Below are 18,039 nucleotides of genomic sequence, written 5' to 3'. Positions count from 1 at the left end.
ATGTCTAGTTTTACAGAAATGAACGGAAAAGCCGCTGCGATGGACCGGACAAATGTTGACACAGATCAAATCATTCCAAAGCAATTCCTTAAAAGAATCGAAAAAACGGGTTTTGGGCAGTACCTGTTCTACGATTGGCGCTATAAACCAAACGGAGAGCTGGATAAAAACTTCGAGCTCAACCACCCGAATAACGAGGGGGCAACGATTTTAATAGCAAATGAGAATTTCGGCTGCGGCTCATCAAGGGAGCATGCGCCATGGGCTTTGCTGGATTACGGATTCAAGGTTTTGATCGCCCCGTCATTTGCTGATATTTTTAAACAGAATTGCCTGAAAAACGGAATTCTCCCGATTGTACTGCCAGAAGAAGACGTTTCCTATTTGCTTAACAAAGCAAGCGGTCAGGCGTATGAACTGGCGGTTTCACTAGAACAGAAGGTGGTTTATGACAACGTGGGCTTCAAAGCAGAGTTTGATATCTCTCCATATTGGTATAATATGCTCCTCAATGGCTGGGATGAGATTGAACTAACGCTCCAGCTTGAAGGCAATATCAAAGAATATGAAGAGAAGCATATAGAAAAAGTGATCTAATTTCATAAAAATTCGATTGATTCACAGGCCTTGCTTGTGAATCTTTTTGTTTTTTCAGGGATTCGTGCTAAACTTTCTAAAAAAGCTAACGGAAATCAATAGAGTTAACTAATAAAAGTAAGGGTGTATGTTTATGGATAAACGGGAATCAAAAAAGGATAATGTGATCCTGTTTCCCGGTCTGGAAAAGCGTCTGTTGGAAAAGGGCCTGGATTATTTGAAACAGCAAAAGTACAGGGATGCAATTCAATTTCTCGAGCAGGCTTTGGATCATGATCCTGAGAATAGTGAAGTATACGTTGGTCTTGTTCTTGCTAATTATGAAGCGGGGAATACCCATCAGGCGAAGGAAATTGTGGCAGAAATGCTCCGAAGCGGACTGGGTGATTATATACAAGTTATTGACATGTATTTAATGATCCTTGTCCAATTGAATGAATACAATGAAGTCGTTACGACTATAGAAGCGCTTCTGGAAGAACGGGAAATTCCAGCAGACAAGCATGAGCATTTCATCCGCATGCTTGAATTTGGCAGGCGGATGCTTAACGGTGAAACAGAAATGGAGCCGGTTGAGAGTTTTGATGAAGAACCGGAGGAGGAAGAGCTTAATCTGTTTGACTACAAGAATCCGAACGATCAGGTTATGGTAGCTGCTGGCCTCGCGAAGGAAAACATACGCCCTTATATAATAAAAATAAGAGAGTATGTTGCGTCAGAAGAAGGCCATCCTTTCTTAAAAACAATGCTGCTTAATATATTGAACGAACAAGAGTATGCTGAAGAAACACATGTACACAAATTCGGTTGGGCAGAATCGTTCAATCCAGTACACTTACCTGAACTGAAGGATTATATTGAGGAAAGTGGTGTTATCCAGCTGTTAAGCCGTGAGATTGAAAGTGATGATCCTGTTTTATTTGAAAATGTACAAAGATTGGTCGAGCGTTATTTCTTTTTAGTTTATCCATTCCAACTGCCAATCGGTCAGGCTTCGGCCTGGGCTGCTGCCTGCCATTTCATCGCCAATGAGTATTATGGATTTGAAGATCCACTAGAATCATTTGCTGAAATATACAACAGCCAGATTGCGGAGACGGAACAGGTTCTGGACTTTATCCGGATGTTAGAAGAAATTTCTTACCCGATAATATAGTCCAAGCTGTTGAAACGAAATAAACCTGTGTTATAATGTAGTGGTTGTATTATGTAAAAATCATTCTATTTTACATTTAATCTGGAATATTGCTTGGTAAAACAAGAGTATTCATCGTCGAATGAAAATGACAATAGATTATTGTTGGAGGGAACTATATGTCTGCAAAGGTAGAAAAAAGAGAAGGGAACCAAACGGTTCTAACAATTGAAGTAGATGCAGAAAAGGTCAACCAAGGTCTTGACGCTGCATTCCAGAAAGTCGTTAAGCAAATTAACGTACCAGGATTCCGTAAAGGGAAAATGCCTCGCCAAATGTTCGAAAAGCGTTTCGGCGTAGAGTCTTTATATCAGGATGCAATTGATATTCTTCTTCCAGAAGCATATGCAAATGCAATCGACGAAACTGGAATCGAGCCAGTTGATCGCCCAGAAATCGATGTAGAACAAATCGAAAAGGGCAAGAGCCTGATCATCAAGGCAACTGTAACAGTTAAGCCTGAAGTGAAGCTTGGCGAGTACAAAGGACTTGAAGTAGAAGCATTCGACACAAACGTAACAGATGAAGAAGTAGACAACGAACTAAAATCAATGCAAGAAAAGCAGGTTGAGCTTGTTGTTAAAGAAGAAGGCACTGCAGAAAATGGCGACAGTGTTGTCATCGATTTTGAAGGATTCGTTGATGGCGAAGCTTTCGAAGGCGGAAAAGCTGAAAACTACGCACTTGAACTTGGATCAGGTTCATTTATCCCTGGTTTTGAAGAACAGCTAGTTGGAACAGCTACTGGCGAAGAAAAAGATGTAGAGGTTTCTTTCCCAGAAGAGTACCATGCAGCTGAACTTGCTGGTAAGCCTGCAACTTTCAAAGTGAAAGTTCACGAAATCAAAGGAAAAGAACTTCCAGCTCTAGATGATGAGTTCGCTAAAGATGCCGATGAAGAAGTTGAAACTTTAGAAGAGCTTAAGACAAAGATCAAAGATCGTCTTGCTCACGACAAAGGACACCAAAAAGAACACTTCGAACGTGACACTGTTGTAGAAAAAGCAGCAGCTAACGCTGAAATCGAAGTTCCTGAAGCGATGATCAACACTGAAATCGACCGTATGGTGAATGAATTTGAACAACGCTTACAAATGCAAGGCATGAACCTTGACCTGTACTACCAGTTCTCTGGACAGGACGAAGCTGCTCTTCGCGAACAAATGAAAGAAGAAGCTGCTACACGCGTTCGTGTGAACCTGACTCTTGAAGCAATTGCAAAAGCTGAAAACATCGAAGTTACTGATGAAGAAGTAAATGCAGAACTTGAAAAGATGTCTGAAATGTACAATATGACTGCTGATCAAATCAAAGCAGCACTAGGCGGAAGCCTTGAAGGAATCAAAGGCGATCTTCAACTTAAAAAAGCAGTTGATTTCCTTGTAGAAAACAGCAAAACTGTTGCATAATAGAATTAGGATATATAGAAACAAGGCGCGAGTAAATCGTGCCTTGTTTTCTACAATTAACACCAATATACATACATAATTTTTTAGCAATTTCTTATAAGTCGATTTAATGGCTTGATTTATGGATAAGATGATTTAGTACATATTTTTTTTCGATTCATAAGCTCGAAACTGAAATGGCCGAGGGTTATTATTTCCTGTACCCTGGCAAAATGTGATACAATGCAATACATACCTGCTCGAAAAACAGCAGAAAAACTGTTACTTAACTGATCGTTTGCTTATGAATCGCAGCTTTATATATGTTTAGAAGTTCTCAAGGGGTGAAGGCATTGTTCAAATTTAATGATGAAAAAGGACAGCTTAAATGTTCTTTCTGCGGCAAGACGCAGGATCAAGTCCGCAAATTGGTAGCAGGGCCAGGCGTCTATATCTGTGACGAGTGTATTGAATTATGTACAGAAATCGTTGAAGAAGAACTTGGCACTGAAGAAGAAGTTGAGTTTAAGGATGTTCCAAAACCACAGGAAATCCGCGATATTCTTAATGAGTATGTAATTGGTCAGGACCAGGCTAAGAAGAACTTATCTGTAGCCGTTTACAACCACTATAAGCGTATCAACTCAAACAGCAAGATTGATGATGTTGAACTTTCAAAAAGTAATATTGCGATGATCGGGCCTACAGGCAGTGGTAAAACTTTGCTAGCCCAAACTTTAGCCCGTATTCTCAATGTACCGTTCGCAATCGCGGATGCTACATCATTAACAGAAGCAGGGTATGTCGGTGAAGACGTAGAAAACATCCTTTTGAAGTTAATCCAGTCGGCTGATTACGATGTGGAAAAGGCTGAAAAAGGAATCATCTATATCGATGAAATCGATAAAATCGCAAGAAAATCCGAAAACCCTTCTATTACTAGAGATGTTTCCGGTGAAGGCGTACAGCAGGCGCTCTTGAAAATTCTTGAAGGAACGGTTGCGAGCGTACCGCCACAAGGTGGACGAAAGCATCCTCACCAAGAATTCATCCAAATTGATACAACGAATATCCTGTTCATTTGCGGTGGTGCTTTCGATGGTATCGAGCAAATCATCAAGCGTCGCCTGGGCCAGAAAGTAATTGGCTTTGGCTCTGAAAAGAAAGAGGAAGACTTAGACAAGAAGGAATTGTTGTCAAAAGTCCTTCCTGAAGATCTACTTAAATTCGGGTTGATCCCTGAATTCATCGGCCGTCTTCCAGTCATTGCCAGCTTGACTCCGCTTGATGAAGAAGCGCTAGTCGAAATCCTGACAAAACCGAAGAATGCTCTAGTAAAACAGTATCAAAAAATGCTTAATCTAGATGATGTCGAGCTTGAATTCGAAGACGATGCACTCATTGAAATTGCCAAAAAGGCAATTGAGCGCAAGACTGGTGCCCGCGGACTTCGTTCAATCATCGAAGGCATCATGCTGGATGTCATGTTCGACCTTCCATCCCGTGAAGATATCGTTAAATGTATCATCACAAAGGAAACAGTCGAAAACAACATGCCGCCAAAGCTAGTGCTAGAGGACGGTACTGTCCTGAAAGACGAAAGAAATTCAGCTTAATTCACAAATCCCGGTGATTTTTCACCGGGATTTTTTTAGTTTATAAGACCCCATTCTAAAGTTAAGGTTGCTGGAAAAACCAGGGCCAACTTCGGACAGGTTAATGTAAAAAGAGGAAAGTTGCCAAAACCAGAGTTAACTTCGGACAGGTTTCATGTAAAAGGAGGAAATGCTGTCAGAACAAAAGGTAACTTTGGGCAAGTTTGGTGTTAAAGGGGGAAAGTTGCCAAAACCAGAGTTAACTTCAGACAGGTTTAGTGTTAAAAGAGGAAAAGCTGTCAGAACTAGAGAAAACCTTTGGTCGTGTTGGCAGAAATTCATTAATTCCCTATCAAACTATAGTCATTGCAAGTGGAAAAATTCACTTGAAAATATTGTTTATTCCAACACTCTCGGGGGGATACTAGGTTAAAGCCAATAGTATCAACTTACGGGAGGGAATGTAAATTGAGTTGGACCGGAATCGCCTTGTTCATACAGCTATTTTTCGGAATCATCATCGGGCTGTATTTCTGGAATTTACTTAGAAATCAGCGGACGCAAAAGGTATCAATTGATAGGGAATCCCGAAAGGAAATGGAACAGTTAAGGAAGATGAGATCGGTCTCCCTGAGTGAACCGCTAGCTGAAAAAGTCAGGCCATCAAGCTTCAAGGACATTGTCGGACAGGAAGATGGAATCAAAGCGCTAAAAGCTGCGTTATGTGGACCTAATCCGCAGCATGTTATCATTTATGGGCCGCCGGGAGTAGGAAAAACCGCTGCGGCCAGGCTCGTGTTAGAAGAAGCAAAGCAAAACCAAAAATCCCCCTTCAAAAAATCTTCAGTATTTGTTGAACTGGATGCTACGACGGCGAGGTTTGATGAGAGAGGAATTGCTGACCCGTTAATCGGTTCTGTTCATGATCCGATCTATCAAGGTGCCGGTGCAATGGGGCAGGCTGGTATTCCTCAGCCAAAACAGGGTGCTGTAACCAATGCCCATGGAGGAGTATTATTCATTGATGAGATTGGGGAACTGCACCCAATCCAGATGAACAAGCTTTTAAAAGTACTGGAAGATAGGAAAGTGTTTTTAGAGAGTGCATATTATAATGAAGAAAACACGCAAATCCCGAGCCATATCCACGACATCTTCAAAAATGGGTTCCCGGCAGACTTCCGCCTAGTAGGCGCGACGACAAGAACTCCCAGTGAAATCCCTCCAGCAATCAGGTCTAGATGTATGGAAGTATTTTTCCGTGAGTTAACCCAGGAGGAAATTTCAGAAGTAGCCAGGAATGCAGCTGAAAAAGTAGAACTGACTATGAGTGAAAAAGCGATTGAAATCTTGTCAAATTATGCGCGAAATGGCCGTGAAGCCGTTAATATGGTGCAGATTGCTGCAGGATTGGCAATCACAGACGAACGTACCTACATTAAAGAAGAGGAAATTGAATGGGTCGTCCATTCAAGCCAGCTGACACCAAGAATGGAAAGAAAGATCAATGAGAAGTCAGCGGTGGGACTTGTCAATGGACTGGCTGTTTATGGTCCTAATACAGGTGCATTACTTGAAATCGAAGTGACAGTCATAAAGGCGAAGGAAAAAGGATCCATCAATATTACGGGAATCGTCGATGAAGAAAGCATCGGAAGCCAGGGGAAATCAATCAGGAGAAAGAGCATGGCGCGCGGATCAATTGAAAATGTCATCACTGTTCTCAGGTCAATGGGCGTTCCAGCTGATGAATTTGATATCCATGTGAATTTCCCGGGTGGTACTCCGATCGATGGGCCATCTGCCGGAATCGCTATGGCGACGGGTATTTATTCAGCCATCTATAAAATTCCGATGGACAATACAGTTGCAATGACAGGAGAAATCAGTATCCACGGGAATGTGAAGCCGATTGGAGGAGTCTATCCAAAGGTAAAGGCAGCAAAAAAAGCAGGTGCCAAGAAGGTAATCATTCCAAAGGAAAATGTGCAGACCATCCTTAATGAAATCAAAGGTATAGAAATCATTCCAGTCACACACCTGAATGAAGTTTTTGAAATTGCTCTTGAAAAAGATCATCCAATGGAGCAAATCATCAAGGCTGCCAGTGACCTAACGGCAAAAGAGACGAGCTAGACTGATGAAAAAAGAACGCTTGCCAGCGTTCTTTTTTTAGGCTTTTTTTCATACTAAGGTTTACACGGTAGCGGAAATCAACAACAAGGTTTAATTCAATAACAGTAAATCGTAAAGTAACTCTCGGAGCAAAAAGGGTTTATTTTTCCCTGAAAAAGGAAAGAGGGTGTAATGAAGGGGATCGGACTGAAGGTCTATTTATTCCAAAAAATAAACTTCTGTTTGCTTTTGAAAGTAACTTCAGATATGGACATATTTTCACATAAATATCAGGATACTAATCAATGAGGCAAAACAAGGCTAACTGCTCTTGATATTAGACACTTGAAAACAAATACGATAGAATTGAACAACAAAGTATTATACTTATGGTTAGAAACAACGCATGTTGGAGGTGCAATGTCATGGCGAATAAGAATGAGCACACTGTCCCTCTCCTGCCGCTGCGCGGTTTGCTTGTATATCCGACGATGGTTCTGCATTTGGATGTAGGCCGCGAAAAATCGGTACAGGCTTTGGAGAAGGCAATGGTGGATGACCATTTAATTTATCTCACAACCCAAAAGGATATATCCATAGATGAACCAGGCGAGGAAGATTTGTACCAGATGGGTACATTGACTCGCGTTAAGCAAATGCTGAAGCTCCCGAACGGAACGATCCGCGTGTTAGTTGAAGGATTGTCCAGAGCTGAAATTGTTGAAATTTTTGATGAGAATGACCATTTTTCCTGTAAGGTAAGAACCTTCGAAGACGATGAATCTAAGGATGTCGAAGATGAAGCGTTGATGAGGACAATGCTTGAGTATTTCGAACAATACATAAAAATGTCCAAGAAGATTTCTGCGGAAACGTATGCATCTGTTTCTGATATTGAAGAGCCGGGCAGAATGGCGGATATCATCGCCTCCCATCTTCCTCTCAAGCTTAAGGAGAAGCAGGAAATTCTCGAGACGATTGAGATTAAGGAACGGATGAATCGTGTCATCGAAATCATCCATAATGAAAAAGAAGTGCTGGGCCTCGAGAAAAAGATTGGCCAGCGTGTAAAGCGTTCAATGGAACGTACGCAAAAGGAATATTATCTGCGTGAACAGATGAAGGCGATCCAGAAGGAGCTTGGTGAAAAAGAAGGGAAGACAGGAGAAATTTCTGAGCTTACCGAAAAAATCGAGCTTGCCGGAATGCCTGACCATGTAAAGGAAACTGCGTTGAAGGAACTCGACCGTTATGAAAAAGTTCCGACGACTTCTGCCGAAAGTGCTGTTATTCGGAATTATATTGAATGGCTTGTTGCTTTGCCATGGTCAAAGGCGACAGAGGATGATCTGGATATCAGCAAGGCGGAAAAAATCCTTGAGAAGGATCATTATGGACTCGAAAAGGTAAAGGAAAGGGTTCTTGAGTATCTAGCAGTCCAGAAGCTGACCAACTCATTGAAAGGACCAATCCTATGTCTGGCTGGACCTCCAGGAGTCGGTAAAACGAGTTTGGCCAGGTCGATCGCTAAATCACTAAACCGCAATTTTGTAAGAGTTTCTTTAGGCGGTGTTCGTGATGAATCGGAAATTCGCGGTCACAGAAGGACTTATGTCGGTGCTATGCCCGGACGGGTGATCCAGGGAATGAAGAAAGCAGGAACGATCAACCCTGTGTTCCTTCTCGATGAAATCGATAAAATGTCTAACGATTTCCGTGGCGACCCGTCTTCAGCGATGCTTGAAGTGCTCGACCCAGAGCAAAACCATAATTTTAGCGACCATTACATTGAAGAGTCATATGACCTTTCAAAAGTAATGTTCATCGCGACAGCCAATAATCTTTCCACTGTTCCCGGCCCATTGCTAGACAGGATGGAGATTATTAATATCGCAGGCTACACAGAACAGGAAAAACTTCATATTGCCAAGGACCATCTTCTGCCAAGGCAAATCAAGGACCATGGCTTGTCCAAGTCCCAGCTTCAAATAAAGGATGAAGCAATCACGAAGGTGATTCGTTATTATACACGTGAATCTGGTGTTCGTTCACTTGAAAGACAGCTTGCTGCAGTCTGCAGGAAAACAGCAAAAATTGTTGTGTCGGGTGAGAAAAAGCGTGTTATCGTAAATGCCAAGAATGTTGAAGAGTTCCTTGGCAAGCCTAAGTTCAGATATGGACAGGCTGAATTGGAAGACCAGGTTGGCGTGGCTACAGGACTGGCTTATACAACAGTCGGTGGTGACACGCTCCAGATTGAGGTTTCCCTGTCACCAGGAAAAGGAAAGCTCGTCCTTACTGGTAAACTTGGGGATGTCATGAAGGAATCTGCACAGGCTGCCTTCAGCTATGTGCGTTCAAAAGCGAAGGATCTGGACATTGATCCTGATTTCCATGAGAAGAATGATATCCATATTCACGTTCCCGAAGGCGCTGTGCCAAAAGACGGCCCTTCAGCAGGAATTACCATTGCTACAGCACTCGTATCTGCTCTATCAGGAAAGCCGATCCGCAGGGAAGTAGGAATGACGGGGGAAATAACACTTAGAGGACGTGTATTGCCAATTGGCGGCCTTAAGGAAAAATCTTTAAGTGCCCACAGAGCAGGCCTCACAAAGGTTATTTGTCCAAAAGATAATGAAAAAGATATTGATGATATTCCTGAAAGTGTACGTAAGGAGCTTGAATTTGTGTTAGTTTCCCATGTAGATGAAGTATTGAAGCACGCTCTTGCGAGTGGTGATTCTCAATGAAAGTAAATAGTGCAGAAATCGTGATCAGCGCTGTAAGGCCGAACCAGTATCCGGAAGGCAATCTTCCTGAGTTCGCCCTTGCGGGCCGGTCAAATGTTGGCAAATCTTCTTTTATCAATAAAATGTTAAATCGAAAAAGCTTGGCCCGGACGTCTTCCAAGCCAGGAAAGACACAGACCTTGAATTTTTACTTAATCAATGAAATGCTTCATTTTGTTGACGTTCCAGGATACGGGTATGCGAAGGTTTCCAAGTCGGAACGTGAAGCTTGGGGCAAGATGATCGAAACTTATATTACTTCACGAGAACAATTGAAAGCGATGCTGATGATCGTTGACCTGAGGCACCCGCCTTCAAAGGACGATGTGATGATGTATGATTTTCTCAAGCATTATGGAATCCCGGTAATTATCATTGCTACCAAAGCCGATAAAATTCCAAAATCAAAGTGGCAAAAGCACTTGAAGATTACAAAAGAAACACTTGATTTAGACCCGGACGATACAATCATCCTTTTCTCCTCAGAAACAGGTGAAGGGAAAGATAAAACCTGGTCAGTATTAGGGAGTTTCATGAAATAAGCTGTTGTCAATAGAGGTCAATAAGAAACCCGCACCGTAGATGATACCGGTGCGGGTTTTCTTACTTTTAGGATATACTTTTTGAACTAATATTCGCGTCTAGCTCCAGCGCTTGAGCTATTCTTATTTCTTTTTAATAAATAACAGGTAAACACCAATAAGTATCAATGCCGCCGGCCAAAATCTCCATGCTGTCGAAACTCCATTTTCCAACAAACCAAGCCATTCGGTGAATCTGTCATAAAACAACAGCAATCCTGCTAAAATGAGAAAGAGGACACCGTGGAACAAGCCGTTGCCTGTTTTCTGATATCGCAGCAAAAAGCCAAGTGCAATGATTAAAATGAAAGCTCCCAGGTGATCTGGCCAAAGCTCGAATTTATTGACCACATGAAAGTGGACACCGAAGCCAACGAGAATCACACCTGGGAAGATGGCTTCATAATCCTTACCCCAGTATCCCTGAACTAAAAAGGCGACACCGACAATGATCAAAAGTGTCGGCCACGTATAAAATTCATTAAACAACGAAACATTTTCCTGCTGAAGATAAAAATAGATTCCAAATCCGATTAATATCATTCCTGGTATAATTCTCTGATTTTTCATTCTTTCACCACTTCCAGAAAGGCTCACTTGAATTAAAGGACAAACTTTGATAAGGTACATTAGGGAGTATGTTTATTTGCTTTTTATATAGTATAAAAGTATAACAAACAGACAGAAGAGATCGTTCAATTTAATCATTACTATTTATATATGTTTTTTCAAAAGTTGTTCACATTTACAACATAAAAAGGGAAATAACCTCATGTATAATTACCTTAGCCAATTATGCAATTTCTATTGTGGGGGTGTCAATTAATAATGCATATTATCGTTGTAGGTCTTAACTATAAAACTGCCCCTGTCGAAATCCGCGAAAGATTGACATTCAACGAGGCGAATCTTGGAGAAGCGATGAGTGCGCTTCAAGGAAAGAAGAGCATTCTTGAGAATGTCATCGTATCAACTTGTAACCGTACAGAAATATATGCTGTCGTGGACCAGCTTCATACAGGCAGATATTATATCAAAGAATTCTTATCTGAATGGTTCGGGATCCCTCAGGCAGAATTTACGCCCTTCCTGTTCATCTATGAACAAGATGGGGCAATTGAACATTTATTTAAAGTTTCCTGCGGATTGAACTCCATGGTGTTGGGTGAAACTCAAATCCTTGGACAAGTGCGTTCAAGCTTCATGCTTGGCCTGGAAAGGAACACGACTGGGACCGTCTTCAATCAGTTGTTCAAACAGGCAGTCACTATTGCCAAGCGCGGCCATTCCGAAACAGATATCGGTGCGAATGCTGTTTCTGTAAGCTACGCTGCAGTTGAGCTTGCCAAAAAGATTTTCGGCACCCTGGACCAGAAACATGTCCTGATCCTTGGTGCCGGGAAGATGGGCGAGCTGGCGATCCAGAACCTTCATGCAAATGGAGCGAAGAAGGTGACGGTCATCAACCGTACTTACCAGAAAGCTGAGGATTTGGCTAACCGTTTCTCCGGCATGGCCAAAACTTTGGATGAGCTTAAAACTGCGCTTGTGGATGCAGATATTCTCATCAGTTCAACAGGTGCGAAGGACTTTGTCGTCACAAAGGATATGATGGCAAAGGTCGAGCAAAAGCGAAAAGGAAAACCATTATTCATGGTGGATATTGCTGTTCCTCGTGATCTTGATCCGGAAATTGCGACTTTAGAAAATGTATTTCTTTATGATATCGATGATCTAGAGGGCATTGTTGAAGCAAATCTGCAGGAACGCCAGAAGGCAGCAGAGAAAATTCTTATCATGATTGAAAGTGAGATAGTCCAATTCAAACAGTGGCTTAATACGCTTGGTGTCGTTCCGGTCATTTCTGCATTGAGGGTAAAGGCGCTTGCAATCCAGGAAGAGACGATGAACAGTATCGAACGAAAACTGCCACATCTATCTGATCGTGATATAAAAGTTCTTAACAAGCATACAAAGAGCATCATCAACCAGCTCCTAAAAGATCCAGTCCTTCAGGCGAAAGAGCTTGCAGCTGGTCCTGATGCAGATGAAGCACTCGATCTATTCGTGAAGATTTTCAATATTGAACAGCTCGTCGCTGAACAAGAAGGAATGAAAACAGCTGAAACCAAGCCGGTAAAAGTTCCTTCGCCTCAGGCTTCTTTTCAGCCGTAAGAGAGGTAGTGCCCATGGGTGAACTTTATATTACACGTCTCCATGAAATAACCATTGTGATTTATGCGGCCAGCGTGCTTTTATACTTTATCGATTTTCTTAACAGTAACCGGAGGGCGAACAAAATTGCCTTCTGGTTACTTGCATTTGTTTGGGGATTCCAGACTATTTTCCTGCTTTATTACATGGTCGACCAAGGCCGGTTCCCAGTCTTGACCCTTTTTGAAGGGCTTTACTTTTATGCATGGGTGCTGGTTACGCTTTCTCTGGCAATCAACAAACTATTAAAAGTAGATTTCATCGTTTTTTTTACTAATATACTTGGGTTTATAATCATGGGAATCCATACATTCGCGCCAGTGCAATATGATTCATATGTCATGTCGGAGCAGTTAATATCGGAACTTCTGCTCATTCATATCACCATGGCGATCCTGTCGTACGGGGCATTCTCCATCTCATTTGTCTTTTCATTGCTATACCTCATTCAATATGACCTTTTAAAGCGGAAAAAGTGGGGTAAGCTGTTATGGAGGATCACCGACCTGACGAAACTAGATTATTGGTCATACATATTGAATGTCATCGGAGTGCCAATGCTGATATTGAGCCTTATCCTGGGTTTGCAGTGGGCGTGGATCAAGGTACCAGACCTTGCCTGGTATGATGCCAAGCTGATAGGTTCATTCATCGTTCTCGCAGTATATAGCATTTACCTTTATTTAAGGGTTGGAAGAGAATTGTATGGAAAAGCGCTTGCCTTATGGAATGTTGCATCGTTCCTGATTGTATTAATCAACTTTTTCCTTTTCGGAAAATTATCATCTTTCCATTTTTGGTATCAATAATAGGAGGCTGTCATGAGAAAAATTATCGTTGGCTCCAGACGGAGTAAGCTAGCATTGACACAAACAAATTGGGTAATCGAGCAGCTGAAAAAATTAGGTGCTCCTTTTGAGTTTGAAGTAAAGGAAATCGTCACAAAAGGAGATAAAATTCTTGATGTGACTTTATCAAAGGTCGGAGGAAAAGGTCTTTTCGTAAAAGAAATCGAACAGGCTATGCTCGACAAAGAGATTGATATGGCTGTCCATAGCATGAAGGATATGCCTGCAGTACTTCCAGATGGACTAGTAATCGGGGCAATCCCAGAGAGGGAAGACCACCGTGATGTGCTGATATCCAACGATCACGTTCCTTTTAAAGAATTAAAACCGGGATCTGTGATTGGAACTAGCAGCCTTCGCAGGAGCGCCCAACTGTTGGCTCAGCGCCCTGACCTTGAAATGAAGTGGATACGAGGAAATATCGATACTAGGATCGCTAAGCTGGAAACTGAAGACTATGATGGTATTATCCTTGCTGCTGCCGGTTTGAAGCGCATGGGATGGGCTAGTGATATCGTTACCGAGTTCATTGATGAAGATATTTGTGTACCTGCTGTCGGTCAGGGAGCACTTTCAATCGAGTGTCGCGGCGATGATGAAGAGCTTCTTCAGCTGCTTGAAAAGTTCACTTCCGCTGAAACAAGTGCAACAGTCAGAGCCGAAAGAGCATTCCTACACAAGATGGAAGGCGGCTGCCAGGTACCGATTGCTGGATATGCATATCTCAATGATCAGGAAGAAATCGTGTTGACAGCACTGGTTGGCTCGCCTGATGGAAAGTTAATTTTTAAGGAACAGGTTACAGGAACAAATCCTGAGGAGCTGGGAGAGCTTGCAGCTGACAAGCTGATCAGCCAGGGAGCAAAAGACTTGATCGACAAGGTAAAACAGGAGCTTGATAGTGAATGATTCCAGCGCATTCGCTGCAAAATAAAACGGTCATGATTCCAAGGGGAAAGGCTCACGCGAAGCCTTTCACCGAATTAGTTGCTAGAAATGGAGGGATTCCGGTGGAGATCCCTCTTATTGCCTTTAAAGCGGTTGCAGCTTCTGAAATTCTACTTAATAAACTTAAGAATTTACATACATACGATTGGATTATCTTTACTAGCAATGTGACAGTAGAAACTTTTTATTCATTCATTAAAAAGAACAGGGCTTCTCTGCCTAAAATTGCAGTAATTGGCGAAAAAACAAAAGAGATCGTTGAAGCCTTGGGAGAAAAGGTAGACTTTGTTCCAGAGAAGTATGTTGCAGAAGGATTTGTCGATGAGTTCTTACCTTATGTCAATCAGAGCGAGAGGATCCTGATTCCAAAAGGGAACCTGGCCAGGGATTATATCTCTGCAGCACTGAAGGAAAAGGGAGCTGTCGTCGATGAAATCATTATCTATGAAACCTTCTTGCCGGAAGAAAGCAAAGTCAAGCTCGTTAAGATGCTAACTGAAGAAAGTCTTGATATACTTACATTTACAAGCCCATCTACGATTGATCATTTTATGAAAATCGTTGAGGAAAATAATTTGAGAGAAAAGCTGGAACATTGCATCGTTTCATGCATCGGTCCTGTTACAAAAAGGAAGGCAGAGGAGTGGGGATTGAAGGTCCATGCCATGCCGGAAAAATACACCGTCGAAGAGATGCTGAAAAGTGTTGCCAACTATATAAAAATGGAGGGTAATCTATGAAACACCTTGAATTCAGCCGCCATCGCCGTCTTCGTCAGACAGCGAATATGCGCGCACTTGTACGTGAAAACTATCTTCGCACGGAAGACTTAATCTATCCGCTTTTTGTCGTTGAAGGAGAAAATGTAAAAAACGAAGTTTCTTCAATGCCGGGAGTCTATCAATTATCCCTTGATAACCTAAAAGAAGAAATCACTGAAGTGGAATCTCTGGGCATTAAATCTGTGCTGCTTTTCGGCGTTCCGAACGAAAAAGATGAAGTAGGCTGTCAGGCTTATCATGACCACGGAATTTTGCAGGAAGCGATCCGGGTCATCAAAAAGGCTTTTCCTGATATGGTCGTCATTGCCGATACTTGCCTTTGTGAATACACAAGCCATGGCCACTGCGGCGTAATTGAGGATGGCAAAGTTCTTAACGACCCTTCTCTTGAGCTGTTAGGAAAGACGGCTGTCAGCCAGGCACAAGCAGGCGCGGATATCATCGCACCATCAAACATGATGGACGGTTTTGTCACAGCGATCCGTTTTGCTTTGGATGAAGCAGGATACCATGATGTTCCAATCATGTCCTATGCTGTAAAATATTCTTCTGCATTTTACGGTCCTTTCCGCGAAGCAGCAGAAAGCACGCCGCAATTTGGCGACCGCAAATCCTACCAGATGGATCCGGCAAACCGCATCGAAGCTATGCGTGAAGCTGAATCAGATGTTATGGAAGGCGCAGATTTCCTGATCGTCAAACCGGGCATGCCATACCTTGACATCGTCCGTGATGTGAAAAACAACTTCAACCTGCCTGTCGTCATCTATAATGTGAGCGGTGAGTACTCAATGGTCAAAGCAGCAGCTCAAAACGGCTGGGTTGACGAAAAGAGCATCGTGATGGAAATGCTGACAGGAATGAAGCGTGCCGGATCAGACCTGATCATCACTTATCATGCCAAGGATGCAGCACGCTGGCTGAAGGAACAATAATATTTAAAAGGCTCTGCGCATATTCGAGGTATCTTGAGAGGCACGGAGCCAATAAAATAGAAATGAGGGATAGTATGCGCTCATATGATAAATCGATTGCAGCTTTTAAAGAAGCGAAAGAACTATTGCCTGGAGGAGTAAACAGTCCCGTCCGCGCATTCAAGTCTGTCAATATGGATCCTATCTTCATGGAAAAAGGGAAGGGTTCAAAAATCTATGACATCGATGGCAATGAATATATTGATTATGTATTATCATGGGGACCACTGATCCTTGGCCACACGAACGACAAGGTCGTTGAGGGAATCAAGAAAGTAGCGGAGCTTGGGACAAGCTTCGGTGCACCGACAGTTGTTGAGAACGAACTTGCACAATTAGTCATTGACCGTGTGCCTTCAATTGAGATGGTAAGAATGGTATCTTCGGGAACTGAGGCAACGATGAGTGCATTACGCCTTGCCCGTGGGTATACAGGCAGAAACAAAATCCTTAAGTTTGAAGGCTGCTACCATGGACATGGTGACTCATTGCTTATAAAAGCTGGCTCAGGCGTCGCCACGCTTGGTTTGCCTGACAGCCCTGGTGTTCCTGAGGGAGTTGCCAAGAACACGATTACAGTACCATACAACGATCTTGAGAGCGTCCGTTTCGCATTTGAACAGTATGGTGATGATATTGCCGGCGTGATCGTAGAACCAGTAGCTGGGAATATGGGTGTTGTACCACCTGTTAAAGGATTCCTTGAGGGACTTCGCGAAATCACTACTCAGTATGGAACAGTATTGATTTTTGACGAGGTTATGACAGGCTTCCGCGTAGGGTATAACTGTGCACAAGGCTATTACAATGTAACACCTGACCTTACTTGCCTTGGCAAGGTCATAGGCGGAGGCCTTCCAGTAGGCGCATACGGCGGCAAGAGAGAAATCATGGAGCAAATCGCTCCAAGCGGTCCGATTTACCAGGCAGGGACGCTATCAGGCAACCCGCTTGCGATGACAGCTGGACTGGAAACATTGAAGCAGCTAACGCCGGAATCATACAAAGAGTTTGAACGCAAAGCCGATATCCTTGAAAATGGACTTAAGGCTGCGGCGGAGAAATACGGAATTCCGCACACAATCAACCGTGCAGGATCCATGATCGGCATCTTCTTCACAAATGAAAATGTTATCAACTATGAGGTAGCTAAACAATCGAATCTTGAATTCTTTGCAGCATACTACCGTGAAATGGCAAACGAAGGAGTATTCCTGCCACCATCACAGTTCGAAGGATTATTCTTATCAACAGCACACACAGACGAAGACCTGCAAAAAACAATCGAAGCAGCAGAGAAGGCATTCTCCAAGCTGCAGAATAAATAATGATATGACACTCTCCTATTGGGGAGTGTTTTTTGTTGGGTGAGGGTGTTAGGGAGGCGGGGGGACAAAAGGCGGGCGTAATCTCTTAAGTATGTTTGTTTGAAGTAGGTCCGGGTTTGGACAAAATGCGTACGTATTCTTTTAACTTTGTCTGAAGTAGCCCCAGGTTTGGACAAAAGGCAGTCGTAATTTCTTAACTTTGTCCGAAGTAGCCCCAGGTTCGGACAAAACGCGGCCGTATTCTCTTAAATTTGTCCGAAGTAGCCTGAGGTTTGGACAAAATGTCTACGTATTCTTTTAACTTTGTCCGAAGTAGCCCCAGGTTTGAACAAAAGGCAGTCGTAATTTCTTAACTTTGTCCGAAGTAGCCCCAGGTTCGGACAAAAGGCAGTCGTAATCTCTTAAGTTTGTCCGAAGTAGTCCCAGGTTCGGACAAAACGCGGCCGTATTCTCTTAAGTTTGTCCGAAGTAGCCTGAGGTTTGGACAAAATGTCTACGTATTCTTTTAAGTTTGTCCGAAGTAGCCCCAGGTTCGGACAAAAGGCAGTCGGAATCTCTTAACTTTGTCCGAAGTAGCCCCAGGTTCGGACAAAACGCGGCCGTATTCTCTTAAGTTTGTCCGAAGTAGCCTGAGGTTTGGACAAAATGTCTACGTATTCTCTTAACTTTGTCCGAAGTAGCC

14 protein-coding genes are annotated in these 18,039 nt (G+C 42.7%); 13 read left to right on the top strand and 1 reads right to left on the bottom strand.

Translation table 11 applies throughout. The features are described from left to right. The 7 genes from leuD (at position 1) to yihA (ending at position 10,224) form a co-directional block, all read left to right on the top strand. Entirely contained in the window at positions 1-597 is a 597-nt protein-coding gene (gene leuD / locus DYI25_RS11765; protein WP_213368920.1) for a 3-isopropylmalate dehydratase small subunit, read from the top strand. A 133-nt stretch (positions 598-730) separates the two neighbouring features. Further along, positions 731-1,753: a tetratricopeptide repeat protein gene (locus DYI25_RS11760; protein WP_213368919.1), complete on the top strand. Its 1,023-nt coding sequence runs from the start codon at positions 731-733 to the stop codon at positions 1,751-1,753. 158 nt (positions 1,754-1,911) lie between these two features. Continuing rightward, positions 1,912-3,201, top strand: coding sequence for a trigger factor (tig, locus tag DYI25_RS11755; protein WP_213368918.1), 1,290 nt, complete (start codon positions 1,912-1,914; stop codon positions 3,199-3,201). 332 nt (positions 3,202-3,533) lie between these two features. Continuing rightward, positions 3,534-4,796, top strand: coding sequence for an ATP-dependent protease ATP-binding subunit ClpX (clpX, locus tag DYI25_RS11750; RefSeq protein ID WP_213368916.1), 1,263 nt, complete (start codon positions 3,534-3,536; stop codon positions 4,794-4,796). A 447-nt stretch (positions 4,797-5,243) separates the two neighbouring features. Then, on the top strand, positions 5,244-6,911 hold the full coding sequence (gene lonB, locus DYI25_RS11745; protein WP_213368914.1) for an ATP-dependent protease LonB: 1,668 nt from the start codon (positions 5,244-5,246) through the stop codon (positions 6,909-6,911). A 404-nt stretch (positions 6,912-7,315) separates the two neighbouring features. Then, a complete protein-coding gene (lon, locus tag DYI25_RS11740; protein WP_213368911.1) occupies positions 7,316-9,643 on the top strand; it encodes an endopeptidase La in 2,328 nt (775 codons plus the stop codon). Next, positions 9,640-10,224 carry a ribosome biogenesis GTP-binding protein YihA/YsxC gene (gene yihA, locus DYI25_RS11735; protein WP_213368908.1) on the top strand — a complete coding sequence of 195 codons (585 nt, stop codon included), beginning with the start codon at positions 9,640-9,642 and terminating at the stop codon, positions 10,222-10,224. Before lon ends, yihA begins: the two co-directional genes overlap by 4 nt. Before the next feature lie 123 nt (positions 10,225-10,347). Here the strand turns inward: yihA and DYI25_RS11730 are convergent, their stop codons facing one another. Continuing rightward, entirely contained in the window at positions 10,348-10,833 is a 486-nt protein-coding gene (locus DYI25_RS11730) for a LiaI-LiaF-like domain-containing protein (protein WP_213368907.1), read from the bottom strand. A 258-nt stretch (positions 10,834-11,091) separates the two neighbouring features. Here DYI25_RS11730 and hemA point away from each other — a divergent pair, with 258 nt between their 5' ends. The 6 genes from hemA (at position 11,092) to hemL (ending at position 17,357) form a co-directional block, all read left to right on the top strand. Further along, entirely contained in the window at positions 11,092-12,438 is a 1,347-nt protein-coding gene (gene hemA / locus DYI25_RS11725) for a glutamyl-tRNA reductase (protein ID WP_213368906.1), read from the top strand. A gap of 14 nt (positions 12,439-12,452) precedes the next feature. Further along, the gene (locus DYI25_RS11720; RefSeq protein ID WP_213368905.1) at positions 12,453-13,286 is read left to right on the top strand and encodes a cytochrome c biogenesis protein; all 834 of its coding nucleotides are present in this window, start codon (positions 12,453-12,455) and stop codon (positions 13,284-13,286) included. A gap of 12 nt (positions 13,287-13,298) precedes the next feature. Further along, positions 13,299-14,234: a hydroxymethylbilane synthase gene (gene hemC / locus DYI25_RS11715; protein WP_213368904.1), complete on the top strand. Its 936-nt coding sequence runs from the start codon at positions 13,299-13,301 to the stop codon at positions 14,232-14,234. Then, positions 14,231-15,013: a uroporphyrinogen-III synthase gene (locus DYI25_RS11710; protein WP_213368903.1), complete on the top strand. Its 783-nt coding sequence runs from the start codon at positions 14,231-14,233 to the stop codon at positions 15,011-15,013. Before hemC ends, DYI25_RS11710 begins: the two co-directional genes overlap by 4 nt. Continuing rightward, on the top strand, positions 15,010-15,990 hold the full coding sequence (hemB, locus tag DYI25_RS11705) for a porphobilinogen synthase (RefSeq protein ID WP_213368902.1): 981 nt from the start codon (positions 15,010-15,012) through the stop codon (positions 15,988-15,990). The genes DYI25_RS11710 and hemB overlap by 4 nt, the downstream gene beginning before the upstream one ends. Positions 15,991-16,064: 74 nt before the next feature. Continuing rightward, on the top strand, positions 16,065-17,357 hold the full coding sequence (gene hemL / locus DYI25_RS11700) for a glutamate-1-semialdehyde 2,1-aminomutase (protein ID WP_213368901.1): 1,293 nt from the start codon (positions 16,065-16,067) through the stop codon (positions 17,355-17,357). Positions 17,358-18,039: the final 682 nt, after the last annotated feature.

Origin of the sequence: Mesobacillus boroniphilus, assembly GCF_018424685.1 — a bacterium.
GTDB lineage: Bacteria > Bacillota > Bacilli > Bacillales > Cytobacillaceae > Mesobacillus > Mesobacillus boroniphilus_A.
This window is presented reverse-complemented; position numbering and strand designations above follow the sequence as displayed.